Here is a 15,464-nt window from a genome sequence, read left to right as displayed (position 1 = left end):
GACTATATAGTTAGTTATAATTTAGCCTCTGTCATAACCGAGTTGACCAGCCGGCATGTGCCGGTGAATGGCCGCGAGTGGGGAATGCCTTGACCGCCGTCCAGCCCGTCATCGGGAAAGGCGTCACCAGGCTTTATCAGCAGGAAATGGACCCGAGGCGGTGACGCAGCCGGTCCCAACAATGGGAGCACTAGCATGAACTGGAAACTGACCGCGGTGGCCTTGGGGCTGTCGTTGCTCGCGACGACAGGCGTTGCCCGCGCCGATGGCGAACTCAACATCTACAATTGGGGCAACTACACCAGCCCGGACCTCATCAAGAAATTCGAAGAGACCTACAAGATCAAGGTCACCGTCACCGACTACGACTCCAACGACACCGCTTTGGCCAAGGTCCGCCAGGGCGCTTCCGGCTATGACATCGTGGTGCCGTCGGCCAGCGTCGTGCCGATCTGGATCAGCGAAGGTCTGCTCTTGGAGACCGACCCCAACAAGATGGAGAATTTCAAGAACGTCGACCCGCGATGGGTCGACGTTCCCTTCGATCCGGGCCGCAAATACACTGTTCCATGGCAGTGGGGTACGACAGGCATTTCGGTGAACAAGTCGGTGTATGCCGGTGACCCGAACACCTCGGCGCTTTTCCTCGATCCGCCGCCGGAACTCGTCGGCAAGATCAATGTCGTGCCCGAAATGGGTGACATCATGTTCCTCGCCATCGCCTATGAAGGCGGCCAATACTGCACCAACGACATGCAGGTGCTGAAGAAGGTGCATGACAAGCTGGTCGAGGCGAAGGCGAAATGGCTCTCGCTCGACTACGCGGCCGTCGACGGCCTGGGCCGAGGCGACATCGCCGCCGGCGTCAACTGGAACGGTATATCGCTGCGCGAGCGGCTGCAGAACGACAAGATCGTCTACGGCTATCCCAAGGAAGGTTTTCCGATCTGGATGGACAATGTCGCCGTCCTCAAGGACGCCAAGAATGTCGAGAACGCCAAACTGTTCCAGAATTTCATCATGGACCCGAAGAATGCCGCGTTGATCTCGGCTTTCGCGCGCTATTCGAACGGAATCAAGGGCTCGGAAGCCTTCATGCCGCAGGATATGAAGAATGCGCCGGAGGTGAATATTCCGGCTGAATTTGCCGCCAAGGGCCAGTTCATGCCGGCCTGCCCCCCGGATGTGCAGGCGCTGTACACGAAAATCTGGACCGACCTTCAGAAATAGCGCCACCGCCCCCAACGAACAACCACCGGGCCGCAACGTGCGGTCCGGCAACCCTTCATGCCAAGTGCGGTCTCACGATCGCAGGAGATTTATGATGTCCGATCTCGACCTTTGCTACATGCCGGCCCATGAGGCGCTGCGGCTGTTCAAGGCGAAGAAACTCTCGCCCGTCGAATTGATGCAGGCCACCATTCGCCGCGCCGAAGCCATCAAATCGACGATCAACTGCTTCACCTTCACGCATTTCGAGGAAGCGATGGGGCTGGCCGCCAAGGCCGAGGCGAAATACGCCAAGGGCGCCAGGACCGGCGCGCTGGAAGGTCTGCCGATCGGCATCAAGGACGAAAGTTACATCAAGGGCAAGCCGACCTCGCATGGCTCGCTGCTGTCCAGGGATGCCATAGGCGGCCACACCTCGACGATGAACGAGCGCATCATGAAGGCCGGCGGCATCGTGCATGCCCGCACGGCGACGCCCGAGTTCAGCTGCGCAGGCTACACCTGGTCGAAGCGGTGGGGCGTCACCCGCAATCCCTGGAATCCGGATTTCACTCCGGGCGGTTCGTCAGGTGGTGCTGCCGCTACGTTGGCTTCCGGCACATCGTCGATCGCCACCGGTTCGGACATCGCCGGATCGATCCGCATTCCCGCCTCGGCCTGCGGTCTGGTCGGCTTCAAGCCGCCTTACGGCCGCAATCCCGACGAGCCGCCCTTCAACCTCGACTTCTATTGCCACACCGGGCCGCTGGCGCGGAATGTGCGGGATGCGATCCTGCTGCAGAATGTCATGGCCGGACCGAGCCCGCTCGACATCGCCACGCTGCGTCCCAAACTGCGCCTGCCACTCGACTACAAACCAATCAAAGGCTGGAGAATAGCCTTTTCCATGGATCTCGGTTCCTTCGAAGTCGACCCCGACGTGCGCAAGAACACGCTTGCCGCCTGCGATGTGTTCCGCTCACTCGGCGCCACGGTCGAGGAAGTCGATCTTGGCTGGGATGACGGGGTACTCAAGGCCGGAATGGCCTATCTCGAGCACCTTTTCGGTGCCTCGCTGTCGCAACTGCTTGCGGAACACGCCAGCGACATGACCAGCTATGCCAGGCAGTTCGCCGAGGATGGGCAGAAGTCGAAGGCCACCGACTTTGTCGCGACGCTCGATGTGGCGGCCAGGATGTACCAGACGCTCGGCCCGCTGCTGGAGACCTACGATGTGCTGATTTGCCCGACAAACGCGTTGCCCGCGGTGCCGGCGGAATTCGATCAGACCAGGGACACGGTCGAGATCAACGGCAGAGAGGTCAACCCCTCGCTGGGCTGGGTGATGACGACGCCGTTCAACATGCTGAGCCGTTGCCCGGCTCTGACCATACCGTCGGGCCGCGCCGCCAATGGCGTACCGACAGGCATCCAGATCGTCGGCCGCACCTACAGCGATGCCGATGTCTTCCGGGCCGGGCTGGCCTATGAAACGGCTCAGGGCCAATGGTATGGAAATGCTGAGACACGCCCGTCGCTCTGAGTGATTTCCGGGATGAGCCGGCGTGCCATATGGCAAGGCAATCTATGCGGCGGGATGTTTCCGCCGCGGGTCCGAAAGGCCTGACGAAAATGGCGCAACGCAAGCCAACCGCAAAGCCGGAGAAACGCAAGGCCGCGCCGAAGGGCAGGGAGTCGGCAAACGATGCCGCGCCGCCCAGGGACCGGCGGCGCGAGCGGGGCGAAGCGAGCGTCCAGCGTATCATCGACGCCACCATCGAGCTCATCGCCGAGGAGGGCCTGGCGAGCCTCACCATGCAGCGCATCGCCGAACATGTCGGCTCGTCCAACGCGCTGGTCGTCTTTCATTTTCGCAGCAAGGAGAACCTGTTCCGGGCCGTGCTGCAATATCTCAGCGATCAGTATGACGCGTTGTGGATCACCCTGGTGCGGGCGCCTGGCCTGTCGCCGGTCGAAAGGCTGCTGGGCGCCGTCAATTGCGCGCAGCGCTTCGCCCGGCAGCATCCGAACTGGGTTTCGGTCTTTGTTGTGTTCTCCAGCGACCGCAAGAGCATGCAGATCTACAATGAGATCGGCCTGCCAAGCGATCTCGCCTACACCGCCGAAGCGCGCGAGCTGCTGATCGAGATTTCGCGCAGCGGCGGCTATACCGGCGTCGACATCAACACCTTGTCAGAGAGCCTGAATTATCTTGTTCACGGCGCCTGGTACTGGGATCATCTCAACCCTTCGAGCCGTGACACCAATGTGCTGCGCAAGACCATGCTGCTCTTGCTGCATCAGGCATTTCCGCGGCATTTTGAATTGATGCCGTAGCTGTTTCTCAGGGGCGCTGGCTCAGGTGGCAGCCGGCCTGGCGTTTCTGCGCCAGATACTCGTCGATCAGCTGGCGGTAGCGCACCTTGCCGAAGCTTGGGAAATGGCCGCCATGTACGATCGAGACGTCGAGGTCGCGCATGGCGAGCAGCGTCTCGACATAGTCCGACATGTCCGAATGGTAGACATCGTCGATCAGCGGGCCGTCATAGATGATGTCGCCGGACAGCAGGATGCCGGTCTTCTCCTCGTAGAGCGCGATGCCGCCAGGTGAATGGCCGGGTGTGTGGATCACCTCGAAGGCGCGGTCGCCGAGATCGACGACCTCGCCATGTTCGAGCAGGCGGTCGGCTGGAGCGGGCAGGATCCGGTAGCGAGACGACTCCCAGCCTTGCGGCAATCGATCGAACATATCGTCGGTCGCATAGCGGTCGGCCACCGTCCATTCGTTGCGCGGATCGGCGAGGATTTTTGCTTCGGCACGGTGCACGCAGCGGTCGGGAAATTCGTGGTGGCAGCCAATATGGTCGAAATGCGTGTGGCTGGCGACGCAGGTCAGCTTGCGTTCCGTGACCAGCGGCACATGCGCGCGCAGGCTGAAATGGCCGAGACCGGTGTCGAACAGGAGATCACGGTCGCGGCCGCGCACATGCCAGATGTTGCAGCGGAAGAAGGGTTTGATCCATGGTTCATGGATCAGCGTGACGCCGTCGGCCATGCGGATGGTCTCGTACCAGTCTGGTGCGCCGATGACCGGAAGGGGTGCCATTTCAGTCCGTCAAAACGATGATCTGGTCGGTATCGCACGAAACGGCAACCGTGTCGCCGGGCTGGACGGTGGCTGACGCGGGCAGCTTGGCGATGAACTGCAGCGAGGCGTCTTCGACGGAGACGGCAAGCACGCGCTTGAAACTGCCCTGGAAGACGACGTCGCTCACTTTTGCCATGCCGAGACTTGCGGTGCCGGCGACCCCGCCGAGGAGGAGGTGCTCCGGCCGTATGGCCAGTGCAACAGCCGAGCCCACCGGCAATGCGCTGGGCACAAAAACCGCTCCGGCCGGCGTCGAGACGGTGCTTGTCCTGTCCTTGGCCTGCGTGACCTTGCCGGCAAGGATGGTGCTTTCGCCCATGAAGGTCGCCGAAAAGCGCGTCGCCGGCCTGGCATAGACGCGTTCGGGCGGTCCTTCGTCCTCGATGCGGCCGTCATTCATCACCACGCAATGGTCGGCCAGCGCCATCGCTTCTTCCTGGTCGTGGGTGACATGGATGAAGGCGGTGCCGACGCGCTTCTGGATCGCCTTCAGCTTGTCCTGCATCTGCCGGCGCAATTTGAGGTCGAGCGCGCCGAGCGGCTCGTCCAGCAAAAGCACCGCCGGCTCGATCACCAGTGCACGCGCCAGCGCCACGCGCTGCCGCTGGCCGCCGGAAAGCTGGTGCGGCTTTTTGTCGAAGGCGGCAGCCAGCCCGACCAGCGCTAGCGCCTCGCGCGCCCGGGCGGCGCGTGTCGCGCCATCGACGCCTTGCATGCGGAGCCCAAAGCCGACATTGCCGCCGACGCTCATATGCGGAAACAGCGCATAGTCCTGGAACACGGTCGTCGTCGGGCGCTTCGCCGGCGGCACCGCGGTGCAGTCCTCGCCGCGGATGAACACCTTGCCTTCGCTTGGGGTGACGAAGCCGCCGAGAATGGACAGCAGCGTCGTCTTGCCGGACCCCGACGGCCCGAGCAGGATCGTGTAGCTGCCCGGCTCGATCCGCAGCGAGACGTTCTTCAGCACCGCCAGCTGTCCGAAACGGTGCGAGACAGCGCGGATATCGACCAGAGGCGCGGTCATGGTTTTCTCCTGCGCAGCAATGTCAGTTCGAACAGCACGACCAGCACGATGGAGACGGCGAAGACCAGCGAGCCGACCGCGTTGGTCTTGGGGTTGAGGCCGGAGCGCAGCAGGTTCCAGATTTCCACCGGCAGCGTGGTGTCGAAGCGGGTCAGCAGGAAGGAGATCACGAATTCGTCCCAGGAGAAGGTCATCGACAGGAAGAAGCCAGCGAAGATGGCGGGTGCCATGACCGGCACGGTGATCAAGAGCAGCACCTTCCATTCCGGTGCGCCGAGATCGCGCGCGGCGCGCTCGATGTTGATCTGGTGGTCGCCCATCTGGCTGTAGATGATGGCGAAGCACAGCGGCAGGTTGATCACAACGTGGCCGATGCCGGCGGCAAGCAGCGATTTCGGCACGCCGGCCCAGTTGAACAGCACCAGCAGCCCCATGCCGATGATGAGATAGCTGACCGTCAGGGGTAATGTGATCAGCCCACGCAGCAGGCCCGAGCCCGGCAGCACGAAGCGCGCAAAGCCCCAAGCGGAGAGGAAGCCGAGCGTGACGGCGGTGGCTGAGGAGATTGACGCCACCAACAGCGAATTGACCAACGCCGAAGTCAGCCTGACATCCGAGAGTACAGCATCGTACCAACGCAGCGAAGGGCCGGTGAAGGGCGGAATGGGGAAGGAGGTCGCCTGGAGCGAAAACAGCACCAGCACCACCACCGGCAGGAAGATGAAGCCGTAGACGGCAAGCGCATAGACCCAGGAAGCGACACGGACCAACTGGCGCATCTCAGGCCCGCTCGATCTTCAGCCAGCGCGCGCAGGCGAGGTAGGCGACCGTGACCACCGCCATCAGGATGATCGACAGCGCCGAGGCCAGCGGAAAATCGCCGCGCCGGCCGATCTGCATCATCACCAGCTGCGGCATCAGAAGCTCGTTGTTGCCGCCAAGGATCTGCGGCGTGATGTAGTCGCCGATGCACAGCACGAAGGTCAGGAAGGCGCCGACCATGATGCCGGGCAGGGTCAGCGGCAGAACGACATGCAGGAAGGTGCGCACCGGCCCGGCGCCGAGATCGGCGGCCGCCTTGCGGTAGCTCGGGCTGAGCTGCTTGAGGTTGGCGAAGATGGTCAGCGTCAGCAGCATGACGAAGAAATGCACGAAGCCGGTGACCGTGGCGAAGCGTGTATTGGCGAGCTGCAGCGGCTCGGCGATCAGGCCGGAACCGGTCAGCGCGCGGTTGATGACGCCGTTCTGCGCCAGCACCAGCAGCCAGGAGTAAGAGCGCACGACATAGGACGTCCAGAACGGCAGCACGGCTAGCATCAGCGCCAGCCGCTGCCAGCGTTCCGGCACCTGTTCGGCGAGGATCCAGGCAAAGGGATAGGCAAGCAGCACCGAGACCACGGTGACGGTTGCCGTGACTTCCAACGAGTTCACCATCGCCTGCCAGTAGGAGGGGTTGGTGAAGAACTGGCTGTAATTGGTCAGCGTGAAGCCGCCGCCCTCATGCGCTGTGAGGCTCGAAAACCCCATGGCGATGAACGGTAGCACGAAGAACAGCAGCGTCCAGCCGAGCGCCGGCGTGACCAGCGCCCAGGGCAGGGCACGGCCCGCCCTGCTGTTCCTGGTTGAGCTCACGAGCGGCTACCGATCACTTCGCCTGCAGCATTTCGGTCCACATGTCCTGCATCTTCTTGTCGAGATCGGCATTCGGCGCCGGATAGGCCTGGGCGCGGGCCAGGAAGCCCGGCTGCTCGTCGAAACGCAGGACCTTCTTCTGATCGTCGGTCAGTGCGGCCTTGGTGTTCGCCGGCATGCCCCAATAGCAGGAGGAGGTCGCAAGCCGCGCCTGGCCTTCCGGGCTCATAATGTACTGGATGAATTTCAGCGCCAGATCCTTGTTCTTGGAATCCTTGAACATGGCCAGCGACTGCGACCACAGCACCGCGCCTTCCTTGGGAATGGAGAAGTCGAGGGCAGGGTTTTCCTTGGCCAGCCCCGCCGTCACCCATTCGCCGCCGCCGACCAGAATGTCGACCTCGCCGGTCGCTAGCGCCGTCTGACTGGCGGTCACCTCGCCGACCAGCTTGGCGTTGGCCTTCATCTTGAGCAGCTCGTCCTTGAGGGCGGGCAGGTCGGCTTCTGTCAGATCCGCCGTCTTCTTGCCGATGGCGAGCGCCGCCATGCCGATGACCGGCAGGTAATAGTCGTAGATGGCGACCTTGCCCTTGTACTTGTCGCTGGTCAGCGACGCCAAGGATTGCATGTCGGCCGGATCGACCTTGGTCTTGTTGAAGCCGATCGTGTTGTAGCCGAACTTTTCGGTGATGCCGTAGCGCTTGCCGCCGACAATGGTGGAGCCGTCCATCTTCACTTGCGGGAAGAGGTCGGAGAAGGGCAGCTTGTCTTCCGGCAGCGGCTGGAACAGACCCTTTTCGACGCCGCGTGGCACGTCGATGCTGTCGATCACCATCACGTCCCAGTCGCCGGGCTGTGATTGCTCGACGATGGCCAGCCCAGCGCCGGTGCCCTCGAACTCCTTGACATTGACCTTGACGTTGTTGGCCTCCTCGAAGGGCTGCAGCAGCGCCGGATCGGAATGGTCGCACCAGATCAGCGCATTGAGATCGGCGGCCTCGGCGAGGCTGCCGGCGCCAAGCAGCAGTGCCGTGGCGGCGCAAGCGGCGTGCAGATGGCGCTTCAGGGTGGAAAGCGGATTCCCGGATGCGGATTTGACGGACATCGAGTGTTCTCCCTTGCCTTTGTGGCTTCTTGCAAAAAGTTGAACCAATTCTAAAATTGAGTCAATTCTGTTTTTATGGCAAGAGGCTGCTATGAGCGGATTGCGGGCAAGGCAAAAGGCGGACCGGCACAGGCGCATCATCGAGGCGGCGGCAGCGCTTTTCCGCGAGGCCGGCTATGAGGGCGCCAAGATCGAGGCGATCGCCGCGCAGGCGGAAGTGTCGATCGGCACCATCTACAATTATTATGAGAACAAGGGCGACATCCTCGGCGCCATCGTCTCGCTGGAGGTCAACGAGGTGCTCAATGCCGGGCGAGGCGTCGTCGCCAGGCCGCCGGCCAATGTCGGCGATGCGCTGGACACGCTGATCGGCATCTATATCGAGCACTCGCTGCACTATCTCAGCAAGGAGATGTGGCGGCAGGCGATGGCGATCTCGACGCAATTGCCCGACAGCCCGTTCGGCCAGGCCTACACCGCGCTCGACCGCTCACTCACCGAACAGATCCGCGCGCTGATCGCCCGGCTGCAGGAGATTGGCCTGGTGCGCCAGGACATCGACGGGACGGCGCTGGGCGAACTGATCTTCAACAACATGAACATGATGTTCATCGAATTCGTGAAGCGCGACGAGGCGAGGATCCCGGAGCTGCGCGCGGCGATACGCAGGCAGAACCGGATGCTGGTGGCGGCGATCGGGGTGTGACGGGATTGCGGCAAGGCGATGGGCCGGATCGGCTGGGCGGTTGACAGATGTCTTTGGCGCAACCTGTGTGAAAATCACTCCAGAGTCGGGTCATAGAGGCGCCTAAGTTCAGTGCCCAGCTTACGCATGCGGCATGGGGATAGCGTGTAGGAGGGGCAATGCGCAGCTTTTTCGGGGTTCTCTTGGCATCCGGTATGGTTTCCGCTCCAGCATTTGGCGGCGACATTGAGGGGCCTATGAAGCAATTTGGCCTCATGGGAGCGTGGTCGTCGGATTGCAGCAGGGAATCTTCTCAGCCGACGATGGATAGAGTTACTTTCGCAGCACCGTCTGGCGGAGAGGCGACGGCGACCATCCTCGACAAGCACGGCGGTGTATTGGTTACCACTGTCGATCAAGTCACTGAATCGGCACTCGTTGCCAGCGACGAAATCGGGATAGGCCTCCACCCCGTGACGGTCACCCGATCAGATGGCAAAACAGCATCCCAACACGACTACGACGATATGCATCTCGTCTTTCAGAAGGTTGGAGCAAGAATCGAGGTGGTTCGGGTCCGGTTCGAAGGCCTGCCGGAAATCCAACGATCAGTTTTTTTCGAGAAATGTCCGAACTAGGACGTCTCGTGGCGGCTATCGGAGTGTGAAGGAGTCAGGAGCAGGCAGGAGAAATCGCCACTTCGGCATGAGACGTCGTTTCATGCGAGTCTCACCTCTTGAGTTGAATTTGAAATCTGATACAACTTGGAAGGGCATAAAAAAGGGGGAGGGGTAGATGGGATCGTTTTCCATCTGGCATTGGGCGATCTTGCTGCTGGTGATCGGCGTGCCTGTTTTCTTTGCTGTTCGATCGGCCGCGAAGCCGTCACAGAAACCCGAGGCTCTTGTCGGCTTCGGCGGCTGGCTGCTGTTGCTGGCGATCGGTCAGACATTGTCGCCGCTGCGCACACTCGCCGACCTGGCCAATTCCGTTGAAGGCTACCAGCAGCTCATGACCGTCTCAAATGGGCCTCTGGCGGTGTATGGCGAGCTTATCCTCAATCTGGCATTTCTGGCGCTTCAGCTGGTTGTGCTCGTTGCGATGCTGCGGCGAAGCCGCCGCTTCCCGCAATTGTTTCTGTGCCAGTGGTTTGCGATTCCGGTCGTGTTCATCCTGGACACGATCTGGATTGCGTCAATTCTGGACGTTCCGGTGAACCAAGTGCTCGCAGGCGATGCGCTGGTGGCACCCATAGCCTCGTTTGTGGGGACCGGCATCTGGGCTGCTTATGTCTATAGGTCAGTCAGGGTGAGGAATACGTTCATCAGGACGAACGTATCTACCCAGATCGCGAGCGCTTCATAGGGGATATCGGCGCTCATGGTCGCGCTCGGAAGGGCTTAAGGCTCTTGACAGATTGTTGGTCAGAACTGGTGCCCCCGGACGGGATCGAACCGCCGACCTTCGGTTTACAAAACCGCTGCTCTACCAGCTGAGCTACAAGGGCACGGCGCTCCGGTAGCATATTTCGTGCGCCAGTAAAGACAAAACTCCGTTTTCGGTTACCCCAGCGGTGGATGACGCCGCCGCCGGCCCATGCTGAAATCCGCGAGCGCGCTTCCTACATAACAGCCAGGTGCAATCGCTTCGGACTGGAGTGTCGCATGATCAGGCTTGTCATCATTCTCCCCCTCGTGGTCTTCGCCTGGATGCTGCTGGTGAAGCTCATCAGCGATGTGAAGAAGGCCAATGTCGACTGGACCGGCGTGACCACGATCATCGGCTTCATCGCGCTGGCCTTCTGGCTTCGGCATGTCACGGGCATGGGGTGAACGGGTAAGTGAGTAGTAGTCAGTAGTGGGTGGTTGGCCGGGCCCCTGTGATCCGCCATTCACTACTCACTACTCACTACTCACTACTCATCCGTCCTCCCGTGCCGCAGAAAAAACTCCTCGACCTTTCGAACCTTTCGACATGCCGCGCCGACTGATCTCCAGAGGCGAATGGTCGTCTCGGTCAAGGATCCAGGAGATTATCATGTTCAAGCGCACGCTTACTTCCGCTCTCGTCGCCATTTTCGTTGCCACAGGCGCGCTAGCTGCCACGGTTCAGACGTCGTCAGCTTACGGAATGCATCATCACCATCATCACTACGACGACGACTATGGCGACTACTGGTGGCATCACCACCACCATCACCATCATCACCACCATGACGGGGTGGTTATCATCTTTTGATGCCAAGGCCTGCCGTGTTCGAAGGGCGGCCTCGGCCGCCCTTTTTGCATTCCCCGTGGCCCACAGGCAGGAACGACCGCATCTCCGCAAAAAAAGATCAAAAAGCTTCGAACCTTTTTCGGTACCGCGACGACAGATGATCAAGAGGCGGATGGATCGCCTCGGTCAACGAAGCAAGGAGATCATCATGTTCAAGCGCACACTCGTTTCCGGCCTCATCGCCACCACCGTCGCCGCCACCACGCTTGTCGGCACCGTTCAGCCTTCGGCGGCCCATTCGCATCACCACGACCTCGGCATCGGCATCGCCGCCGGCGTCGGCGGGTTTGTCCTTGGCAGCCTGCTCGCCCAGCAGCCGCCGCGCACCGTCTATGTCGACGAAGACGGCGGTTCCTGGCACGTCCGCCGCTGCCTCGATCGCTACTCGAGCTACGATCCGGACTCCGACACCTACATCGGTCGCGACGGCTACAGCCACTACTGCCGGCTCTGAGAGGGGAGGAGGATTGTTTCAGCAACAGAAAAAGGGGCTCACGCGGGCCCCTTTTTGCTTTTTTTCACAGAGACTTACAGTTGCGTCTTCGGGCTGGGATCGGCGATCGGCAATCCGGCGGCGCTGCAGGTGCTGCCGACGATATGCCTCGTTTCCGAAGTGTCGCTCATCGCGACGAGTTCGAAGCTGCTTCCGGCATCCGGGTAGACCTTAGCAACAAACGCCTTGTCACCGCCATACACCCCTGATGAGGTCTTGGCGCTGACGGTGCCGCAGACCACGATTTCCCGGCGGCCGCTCGGCGTTCGCTCGCCGGCGAGAACCGTCCCGAACCTGGCGGACGCCGGATCCGGCAGGTGCTGGCGGATACCGCTCGTGACGATCTCCTCCAGCGCGAGCGAGAACGGAATGGGATTGACGCGTTGGTCCCCGGCATCGGGTTGAGGTGTCGTCGCCACGCATCCGCAAAGCGAAGCGACAAGCAAAAGCTGAACCGTTTTCCGCATCCGCGCCCTTTCGCATGCATTCGAACGCCACTGCAAGACGGCGAGACCCCATCTAGCGGGCGCTATACAGCGATTTTCGCAGCGTCTAGAGCTGTTCACCGTTTCACGGAAACGGCGATCCGCTCTAAGTCCTTGTTTTGACGCAATTCCCAAGGGAAAGCGCTATGCGCTTTTCCCGGGAAAACCGTTCACACTTTTCCTGGAATTGCTCTAGTCTATCCCGATGGCCGGCTGAGGGAGGGTGGCTTGGACGAGCAGGATCCCAGGGAAGACCTGATCGAGACGGTTTTCCGCAACGGCACCGTCACCACTGTCGGCATCCTGCTGGCGTTTTCGTTGGGCTTCATCACCCATTGGGCCGCCAACCCGATCCCGTGGCAGAGCTACCATCTTGTCGCCGTCCTGCCGATCCTGGCCGGCATCGCCTTGCAGATGCGGGCGCTGTCACTGCTGCTCGACATAAAATCCCTGCAGCGGCGCGTCTACGAACGCGCCAACCGCATCTTCATCGCCGGCCTCATCTTCACCGCCTGTGGCGTCGGCCTGGCTATCCTGCTCGATTTCTTCGATATCGCTACGAAGAGCGCGCTGCCCGGGGCAGGCTGATCATCCGGCTTGCACGCCGCCGATCATCCTGGTCACCTCGGCCGCGGCACTGCGCACCATCGGCCCGATCTCGGCCAGCCGCTCCGGCGTGACCCGCACCGTCGGCCCCGACACCGAAACGCCGCCGATCGGCTCGCCGAATTCGTTGAAGATGGCGGCGGCCACGCAGCGCATGCCGGGGTGCCGCTCCTCGTCATCGACCGACCAGCCGCGCTGCTTGATGACAGCCAGATCGTGGGCAAGGGCAGGGATCTCGGACAGCGTCTTGTCGGTGAAGCGCTGCAGGCCGGCCTTGCGCAGAATGGTGCCGACGCGCTCCGGTTCGAGATGCGCCAGCACCGCCTTGCCGATGCCCGAAGCATGGAAAGGGCTGCGCGTGCCCGGCCGGAAGAAGGCGCGGATCGCCTGGTGCGTCTCGACCTGGCTGACAAACACCACGCAGTCATCCTCGGCGACGCCGAGATTGGCGGTCTCGCCGGTTCTTTCCATCAGCTCCTGCATGACGATGCGGGCGCGGTCGACAAGCTTGCGCCGGCGCAGGAACGCCGCGCCCATACGATAGGTCTCGACGCCGATCGACCACAACTGGTCTGATGTGTCGAATTCGACCATGCCGTGGTTTTGCAGCGTCGTCAGCATGCGGTAGGCGGTGGAGGCGGCAAGGCCGCTCTGCGCTGCAATCTCGCTCAGCGACAGGCCGCTGCCCTCCGCGACAATGGCCAGGATGCGCAACGCCCGGTCGAGCGACTGCACCGAATTGGCCTCGGATGGCCCGTTGAAGGCGCGGGGCCGGCCACGCTGGCGTTTTTCGACGGTTTCCATGGATGCCATTCTTGCCGATTTCGCTGAACAAGCAATGAAAAAGTTTTTCACTCGAATGGAGAGGCAAATTCTTGGAAAACAGAAAACCCAATAAAATCAGAGCTCAGGCGTCGTTTTCTAGAAATGAAAAAATATTCTGAAAAAATTGAAAAATAGCCGGCTTGCTGACATCCTCAGCTATCCAACAATGACAAACCCTGTGGAGGGCGGAAAAATGGCCAGGATGCGCGCTGTCGATGCGGCGGTTCTCGTTCTCGAAAAGGAAGGCATTTCCTGCGCCTTCGGCGTGCCGGGCGCGGCGATCAATCCGCTCTATTCGGCGCTGAAGGCGAGGGGCACGATCCGCCATGTGCTGGCCCGCCACGTCGAGGGTGCCTCGCACATGGCCGAAGGCTATACCCGCGCCAAATCAGGCAATATCGGCCTGTGCATCGGCACGTCCGGGCCGGCCGGCACCGACATGATCACCGGGCTGTATTCGGCGGCGGCCGATTCCATTCCGATCCTGTGCATCACCGGCCAGGCGCCGCGTGCACGGCTGAACAAGGAGGATTTCCAGGCCGTCGACATCGCCGCCATCGCCGCACCGGTCGCCAAATGGGCGGTCACCGTCATGGAGCCTTATCTCGTGCCGATGGCGCTGCAGAAGGCATTTCATCTGATGCGCTCTTCGCGGCCGGGACCCGTGCTGATCGACTTGCCGGTCGACGTGCAACTGGCCGAGATCGAGTTCGATATCGATGCCTATGAGCCGCTGGCGCCATTCAAACCGGCCATGACCCGCGCTCAGGCCGAAAAGGCGCTGACAATGCTCAATGCGGCGGAAAGGCCGCTGATCGTCGCCGGCGGCGGCATCATCAATGCCGATGCATCGGACCTGCTGATCGAGTTCGCGGAGATATCAGGCGTGCCGGTCATCCCGACGCTGATGGGCTGGGGCGCGATCCCTGACGATCACCGGCTGATGGCCGGCATGTGCGGGCTGCAGACCTCGCACCGCTATGGCAATGCGACGATGCTCGAGGCCGACTTCGTCTTCGGCATCGGCAACCGCTGGGCCAACCGCCACACCGGCTCGGTCGACGTCTACACCAAGGGTAAAAAGTTCATCCATGTCGACATCGAGCCGACGCAGATCGGCCGGGTCTTCGCGCCGGATCTCGGCGTCGTTTCGGATGCGGGTGCGGCGCTCAAGATACTGCTCGACGTCGCCACCGAGTGGAAGACGGCCGGAAAGCTGCGCGACTGGTCGGGCTGGGCGAAGGAATGCCAGGGCCGCAAGAAGACGATGAAGCGCAAGACGCATTTCGACCAGGTGCCGCTGAAGCCGCAGCGCGTCTATGAGGAAATGAACAAGGCGTTCGGCCGCGACGTCACCTATGTCACCACGATCGGCCTGTCGCAGATCGCCGGAGCACAGTTCCTGCATGTCTATAAGCCGCGCAACTGGATCAATTGCGGCCAGGCCGGCCCGCTCGGCTGGACCTTGCCGGCGGCGCTCGGCGTGCGCGCCGCCGATCCGGACCGCACCATCGTGGCGTTGTCGGGCGACTATGATTTCCAGTTCATGATTGAGGAACTGGCCGTCGGCGCGCAGCACAAGCTGCCTTACATCCACATCGTCGTGAACAACGCCTATCTCGGCCTGATCCGCCAGGCGCAACGCGGCTTCTCGATGGATTATGAGGTGAGCCTTGCCTTCGAAAACATCAACCGATCAGACGATCCCGAGGCCGGCTATGGCGTCGACCATGTCGCCGTTGCCGAGGCGATGGGCTGCAAGGCGGTCCGGGTGCGCAAGCCGGAGGAGTTCGCCGGCGCCTTCAAGCAGGCGCAACGGCTGATGAAGGAACATCGCGTTCCGGTCGTGCTCGAATTCATCCTGGAGCGCATCACCAACATCTCGATGGGTACCGAGATCGACAAGATCACCGAATTCGAGGACCTTGCCGAAAGCCATGAGGATGCGCCGACCGCGATCGTGATGCTCGATTAG

18 protein-coding genes and 1 tRNA gene are annotated in these 15,464 nt (G+C 61.6%); 11 read left to right on the top strand and 8 right to left on the bottom strand.

What is annotated here, in order from left to right; genetic code table 11:
- The first annotated feature begins 195 nt into the window (after positions 1 to 195).
- The 3 genes from DBIPINDM_RS37470 to DBIPINDM_RS37460 all read left to right on the top strand — a co-directional run bounded on the left by DBIPINDM_RS37470 (position 196) and on the right by DBIPINDM_RS37460 (position 3,546).
- Complete coding sequence (locus DBIPINDM_RS37470) at positions 196 to 1,230, top strand: extracellular solute-binding protein (RefSeq protein ID WP_258583961.1); 1,035 nt, start codon at positions 196 to 198, stop codon at positions 1,228 to 1,230.
- Positions 1,231 to 1,324: 94 nt separating this feature from the next.
- A complete protein-coding gene (locus DBIPINDM_RS37465) occupies positions 1,325 to 2,752 on the top strand; it encodes an amidase (protein ID WP_258583960.1) in 1,428 nt (475 codons plus the stop codon).
- Between the two features lie 89 nt (positions 2,753 to 2,841).
- Positions 2,842 to 3,546 carry a TetR/AcrR family transcriptional regulator gene (locus DBIPINDM_RS37460; RefSeq protein ID WP_258583959.1) on the top strand — a complete coding sequence of 235 codons (705 nt, stop codon included), beginning with the start codon at positions 2,842 to 2,844 and terminating at the stop codon, positions 3,544 to 3,546.
- Between the two features lie 7 nt (positions 3,547 to 3,553).
- On the opposite strand, the gene DBIPINDM_RS37455 is transcribed toward DBIPINDM_RS37460, so the two are convergent.
- The 5 genes from DBIPINDM_RS37455 to DBIPINDM_RS37435 are packed head-to-tail and all read right to left on the bottom strand — an operon-like array spanning position 3,554 to position 8,118.
- The gene (locus DBIPINDM_RS37455) at positions 3,554 to 4,315 is read right to left on the bottom strand and encodes an MBL fold metallo-hydrolase (protein ID WP_258583958.1); all 762 of its coding nucleotides are present in this window, start codon (positions 4,313 to 4,315) and stop codon (positions 3,554 to 3,556) included.
- A 1-nt stretch (position 4,316) separates the two neighbouring features.
- The gene (locus DBIPINDM_RS37450; protein ID WP_258583957.1) at positions 4,317 to 5,381 is read right to left on the bottom strand and encodes an ABC transporter ATP-binding protein; all 1,065 of its coding nucleotides are present in this window, start codon (positions 5,379 to 5,381) and stop codon (positions 4,317 to 4,319) included.
- Positions 5,378 to 6,160: an ABC transporter permease gene (locus DBIPINDM_RS37445; protein ID WP_258583956.1), complete on the bottom strand. Its 783-nt coding sequence runs from the start codon at positions 6,158 to 6,160 to the stop codon at positions 5,378 to 5,380. The genes DBIPINDM_RS37450 and DBIPINDM_RS37445 overlap by 4 nt, the downstream gene beginning before the upstream one ends.
- A 1-nt stretch (position 6,161) precedes the next feature.
- Positions 6,162 to 7,013 (bottom strand): ABC transporter permease, encoded by an 852-nt coding sequence (locus DBIPINDM_RS37440; RefSeq protein WP_258583955.1) that lies wholly within the window; start codon positions 7,011 to 7,013, stop codon positions 6,162 to 6,164.
- Between the two features lie 13 nt (positions 7,014 to 7,026).
- Positions 7,027 to 8,118: a polyamine ABC transporter substrate-binding protein gene (locus DBIPINDM_RS37435; RefSeq protein WP_258583954.1), complete on the bottom strand. Its 1,092-nt coding sequence runs from the start codon at positions 8,116 to 8,118 to the stop codon at positions 7,027 to 7,029.
- A 91-nt stretch (positions 8,119 to 8,209) separates the two neighbouring features.
- Here DBIPINDM_RS37435 and DBIPINDM_RS37430 point away from each other — a divergent pair, with 91 nt between their 5' ends.
- From DBIPINDM_RS37430 to DBIPINDM_RS37420, 3 genes are all read left to right on the top strand, one after another.
- The gene (locus tag DBIPINDM_RS37430; protein ID WP_258583953.1) at positions 8,210 to 8,824 is read left to right on the top strand and encodes a TetR/AcrR family transcriptional regulator; all 615 of its coding nucleotides are present in this window, start codon (positions 8,210 to 8,212) and stop codon (positions 8,822 to 8,824) included.
- A gap of 158 nt (positions 8,825 to 8,982) precedes the next feature.
- Positions 8,983 to 9,441, top strand: a complete 459-nt coding sequence (locus DBIPINDM_RS37425) for a hypothetical protein (protein ID WP_258583952.1) — start codon at positions 8,983 to 8,985, stop codon at positions 9,439 to 9,441.
- 157 nt (positions 9,442 to 9,598) lie between these two features.
- Positions 9,599 to 10,168: a DUF2569 family protein gene (locus tag DBIPINDM_RS37420; protein ID WP_258583951.1), complete on the top strand. Its 570-nt coding sequence runs from the start codon at positions 9,599 to 9,601 to the stop codon at positions 10,166 to 10,168.
- 66 nt (positions 10,169 to 10,234) lie between these two features.
- Here the strand turns inward: DBIPINDM_RS37420 and DBIPINDM_RS37415 are convergent.
- Positions 10,235 to 10,310, bottom strand: a tRNA-Thr gene (locus DBIPINDM_RS37415).
- Between the two features lie 157 nt (positions 10,311 to 10,467).
- Here DBIPINDM_RS37415 and DBIPINDM_RS37410 point away from each other — a divergent pair.
- From DBIPINDM_RS37410 to DBIPINDM_RS37400, 3 genes are all read left to right on the top strand, one after another.
- On the top strand, positions 10,468 to 10,635 hold the full coding sequence (locus tag DBIPINDM_RS37410; protein WP_258583950.1) for a hypothetical protein: 168 nt from the start codon (positions 10,468 to 10,470) through the stop codon (positions 10,633 to 10,635).
- Between the two features lie 205 nt (positions 10,636 to 10,840).
- The gene (locus DBIPINDM_RS37405) at positions 10,841 to 11,041 is read left to right on the top strand and encodes a hypothetical protein (protein ID WP_258583949.1); all 201 of its coding nucleotides are present in this window, start codon (positions 10,841 to 10,843) and stop codon (positions 11,039 to 11,041) included.
- 187 nt (positions 11,042 to 11,228) lie between these two features.
- Positions 11,229 to 11,534, top strand: coding sequence for a BA14K family protein (locus DBIPINDM_RS37400; RefSeq protein ID WP_258583947.1), 306 nt, complete (start codon positions 11,229 to 11,231; stop codon positions 11,532 to 11,534).
- Between the two features lie 74 nt (positions 11,535 to 11,608).
- Here the strand turns inward: DBIPINDM_RS37400 and DBIPINDM_RS37395 are convergent, their stop codons facing one another.
- Positions 11,609 to 11,992: a hypothetical protein gene (locus tag DBIPINDM_RS37395; protein WP_258583946.1), complete on the bottom strand. Its 384-nt coding sequence runs from the start codon at positions 11,990 to 11,992 to the stop codon at positions 11,609 to 11,611.
- Between the two features lie 294 nt (positions 11,993 to 12,286).
- On the opposite strand from DBIPINDM_RS37395, the gene DBIPINDM_RS37390 reads away from it, so the two are divergent.
- A complete protein-coding gene (locus DBIPINDM_RS37390) occupies positions 12,287 to 12,646 on the top strand; it encodes a hypothetical protein (RefSeq protein WP_258583945.1) in 360 nt (119 codons plus the stop codon).
- Here DBIPINDM_RS37390 and bhcR read toward each other — a convergent pair whose 3' ends face one another.
- The gene (gene bhcR / locus DBIPINDM_RS37385) at positions 12,647 to 13,468 is read right to left on the bottom strand and encodes an HTH-type transcriptional regulator BhcR (RefSeq protein WP_258583944.1); all 822 of its coding nucleotides are present in this window, start codon (positions 13,466 to 13,468) and stop codon (positions 12,647 to 12,649) included.
- Positions 13,469 to 13,682: 214 nt separating this feature from the next.
- Here bhcR and gcl point away from each other — a divergent pair, with 214 nt between their 5' ends.
- Entirely contained in the window at positions 13,683 to 15,464 is a 1,782-nt protein-coding gene (gene gcl, locus DBIPINDM_RS37380; protein WP_258583943.1) for a glyoxylate carboligase, read from the top strand.

Source organism: Mesorhizobium sp. AR02 (assembly GCF_024746835.1).
Taxonomy (GTDB): domain Bacteria; phylum Pseudomonadota; class Alphaproteobacteria; order Rhizobiales; family Rhizobiaceae; genus Mesorhizobium.
Note: the sequence above shows the minus strand (reverse complement) of the source record. Positions and strands in the feature narration are given on the sequence as shown.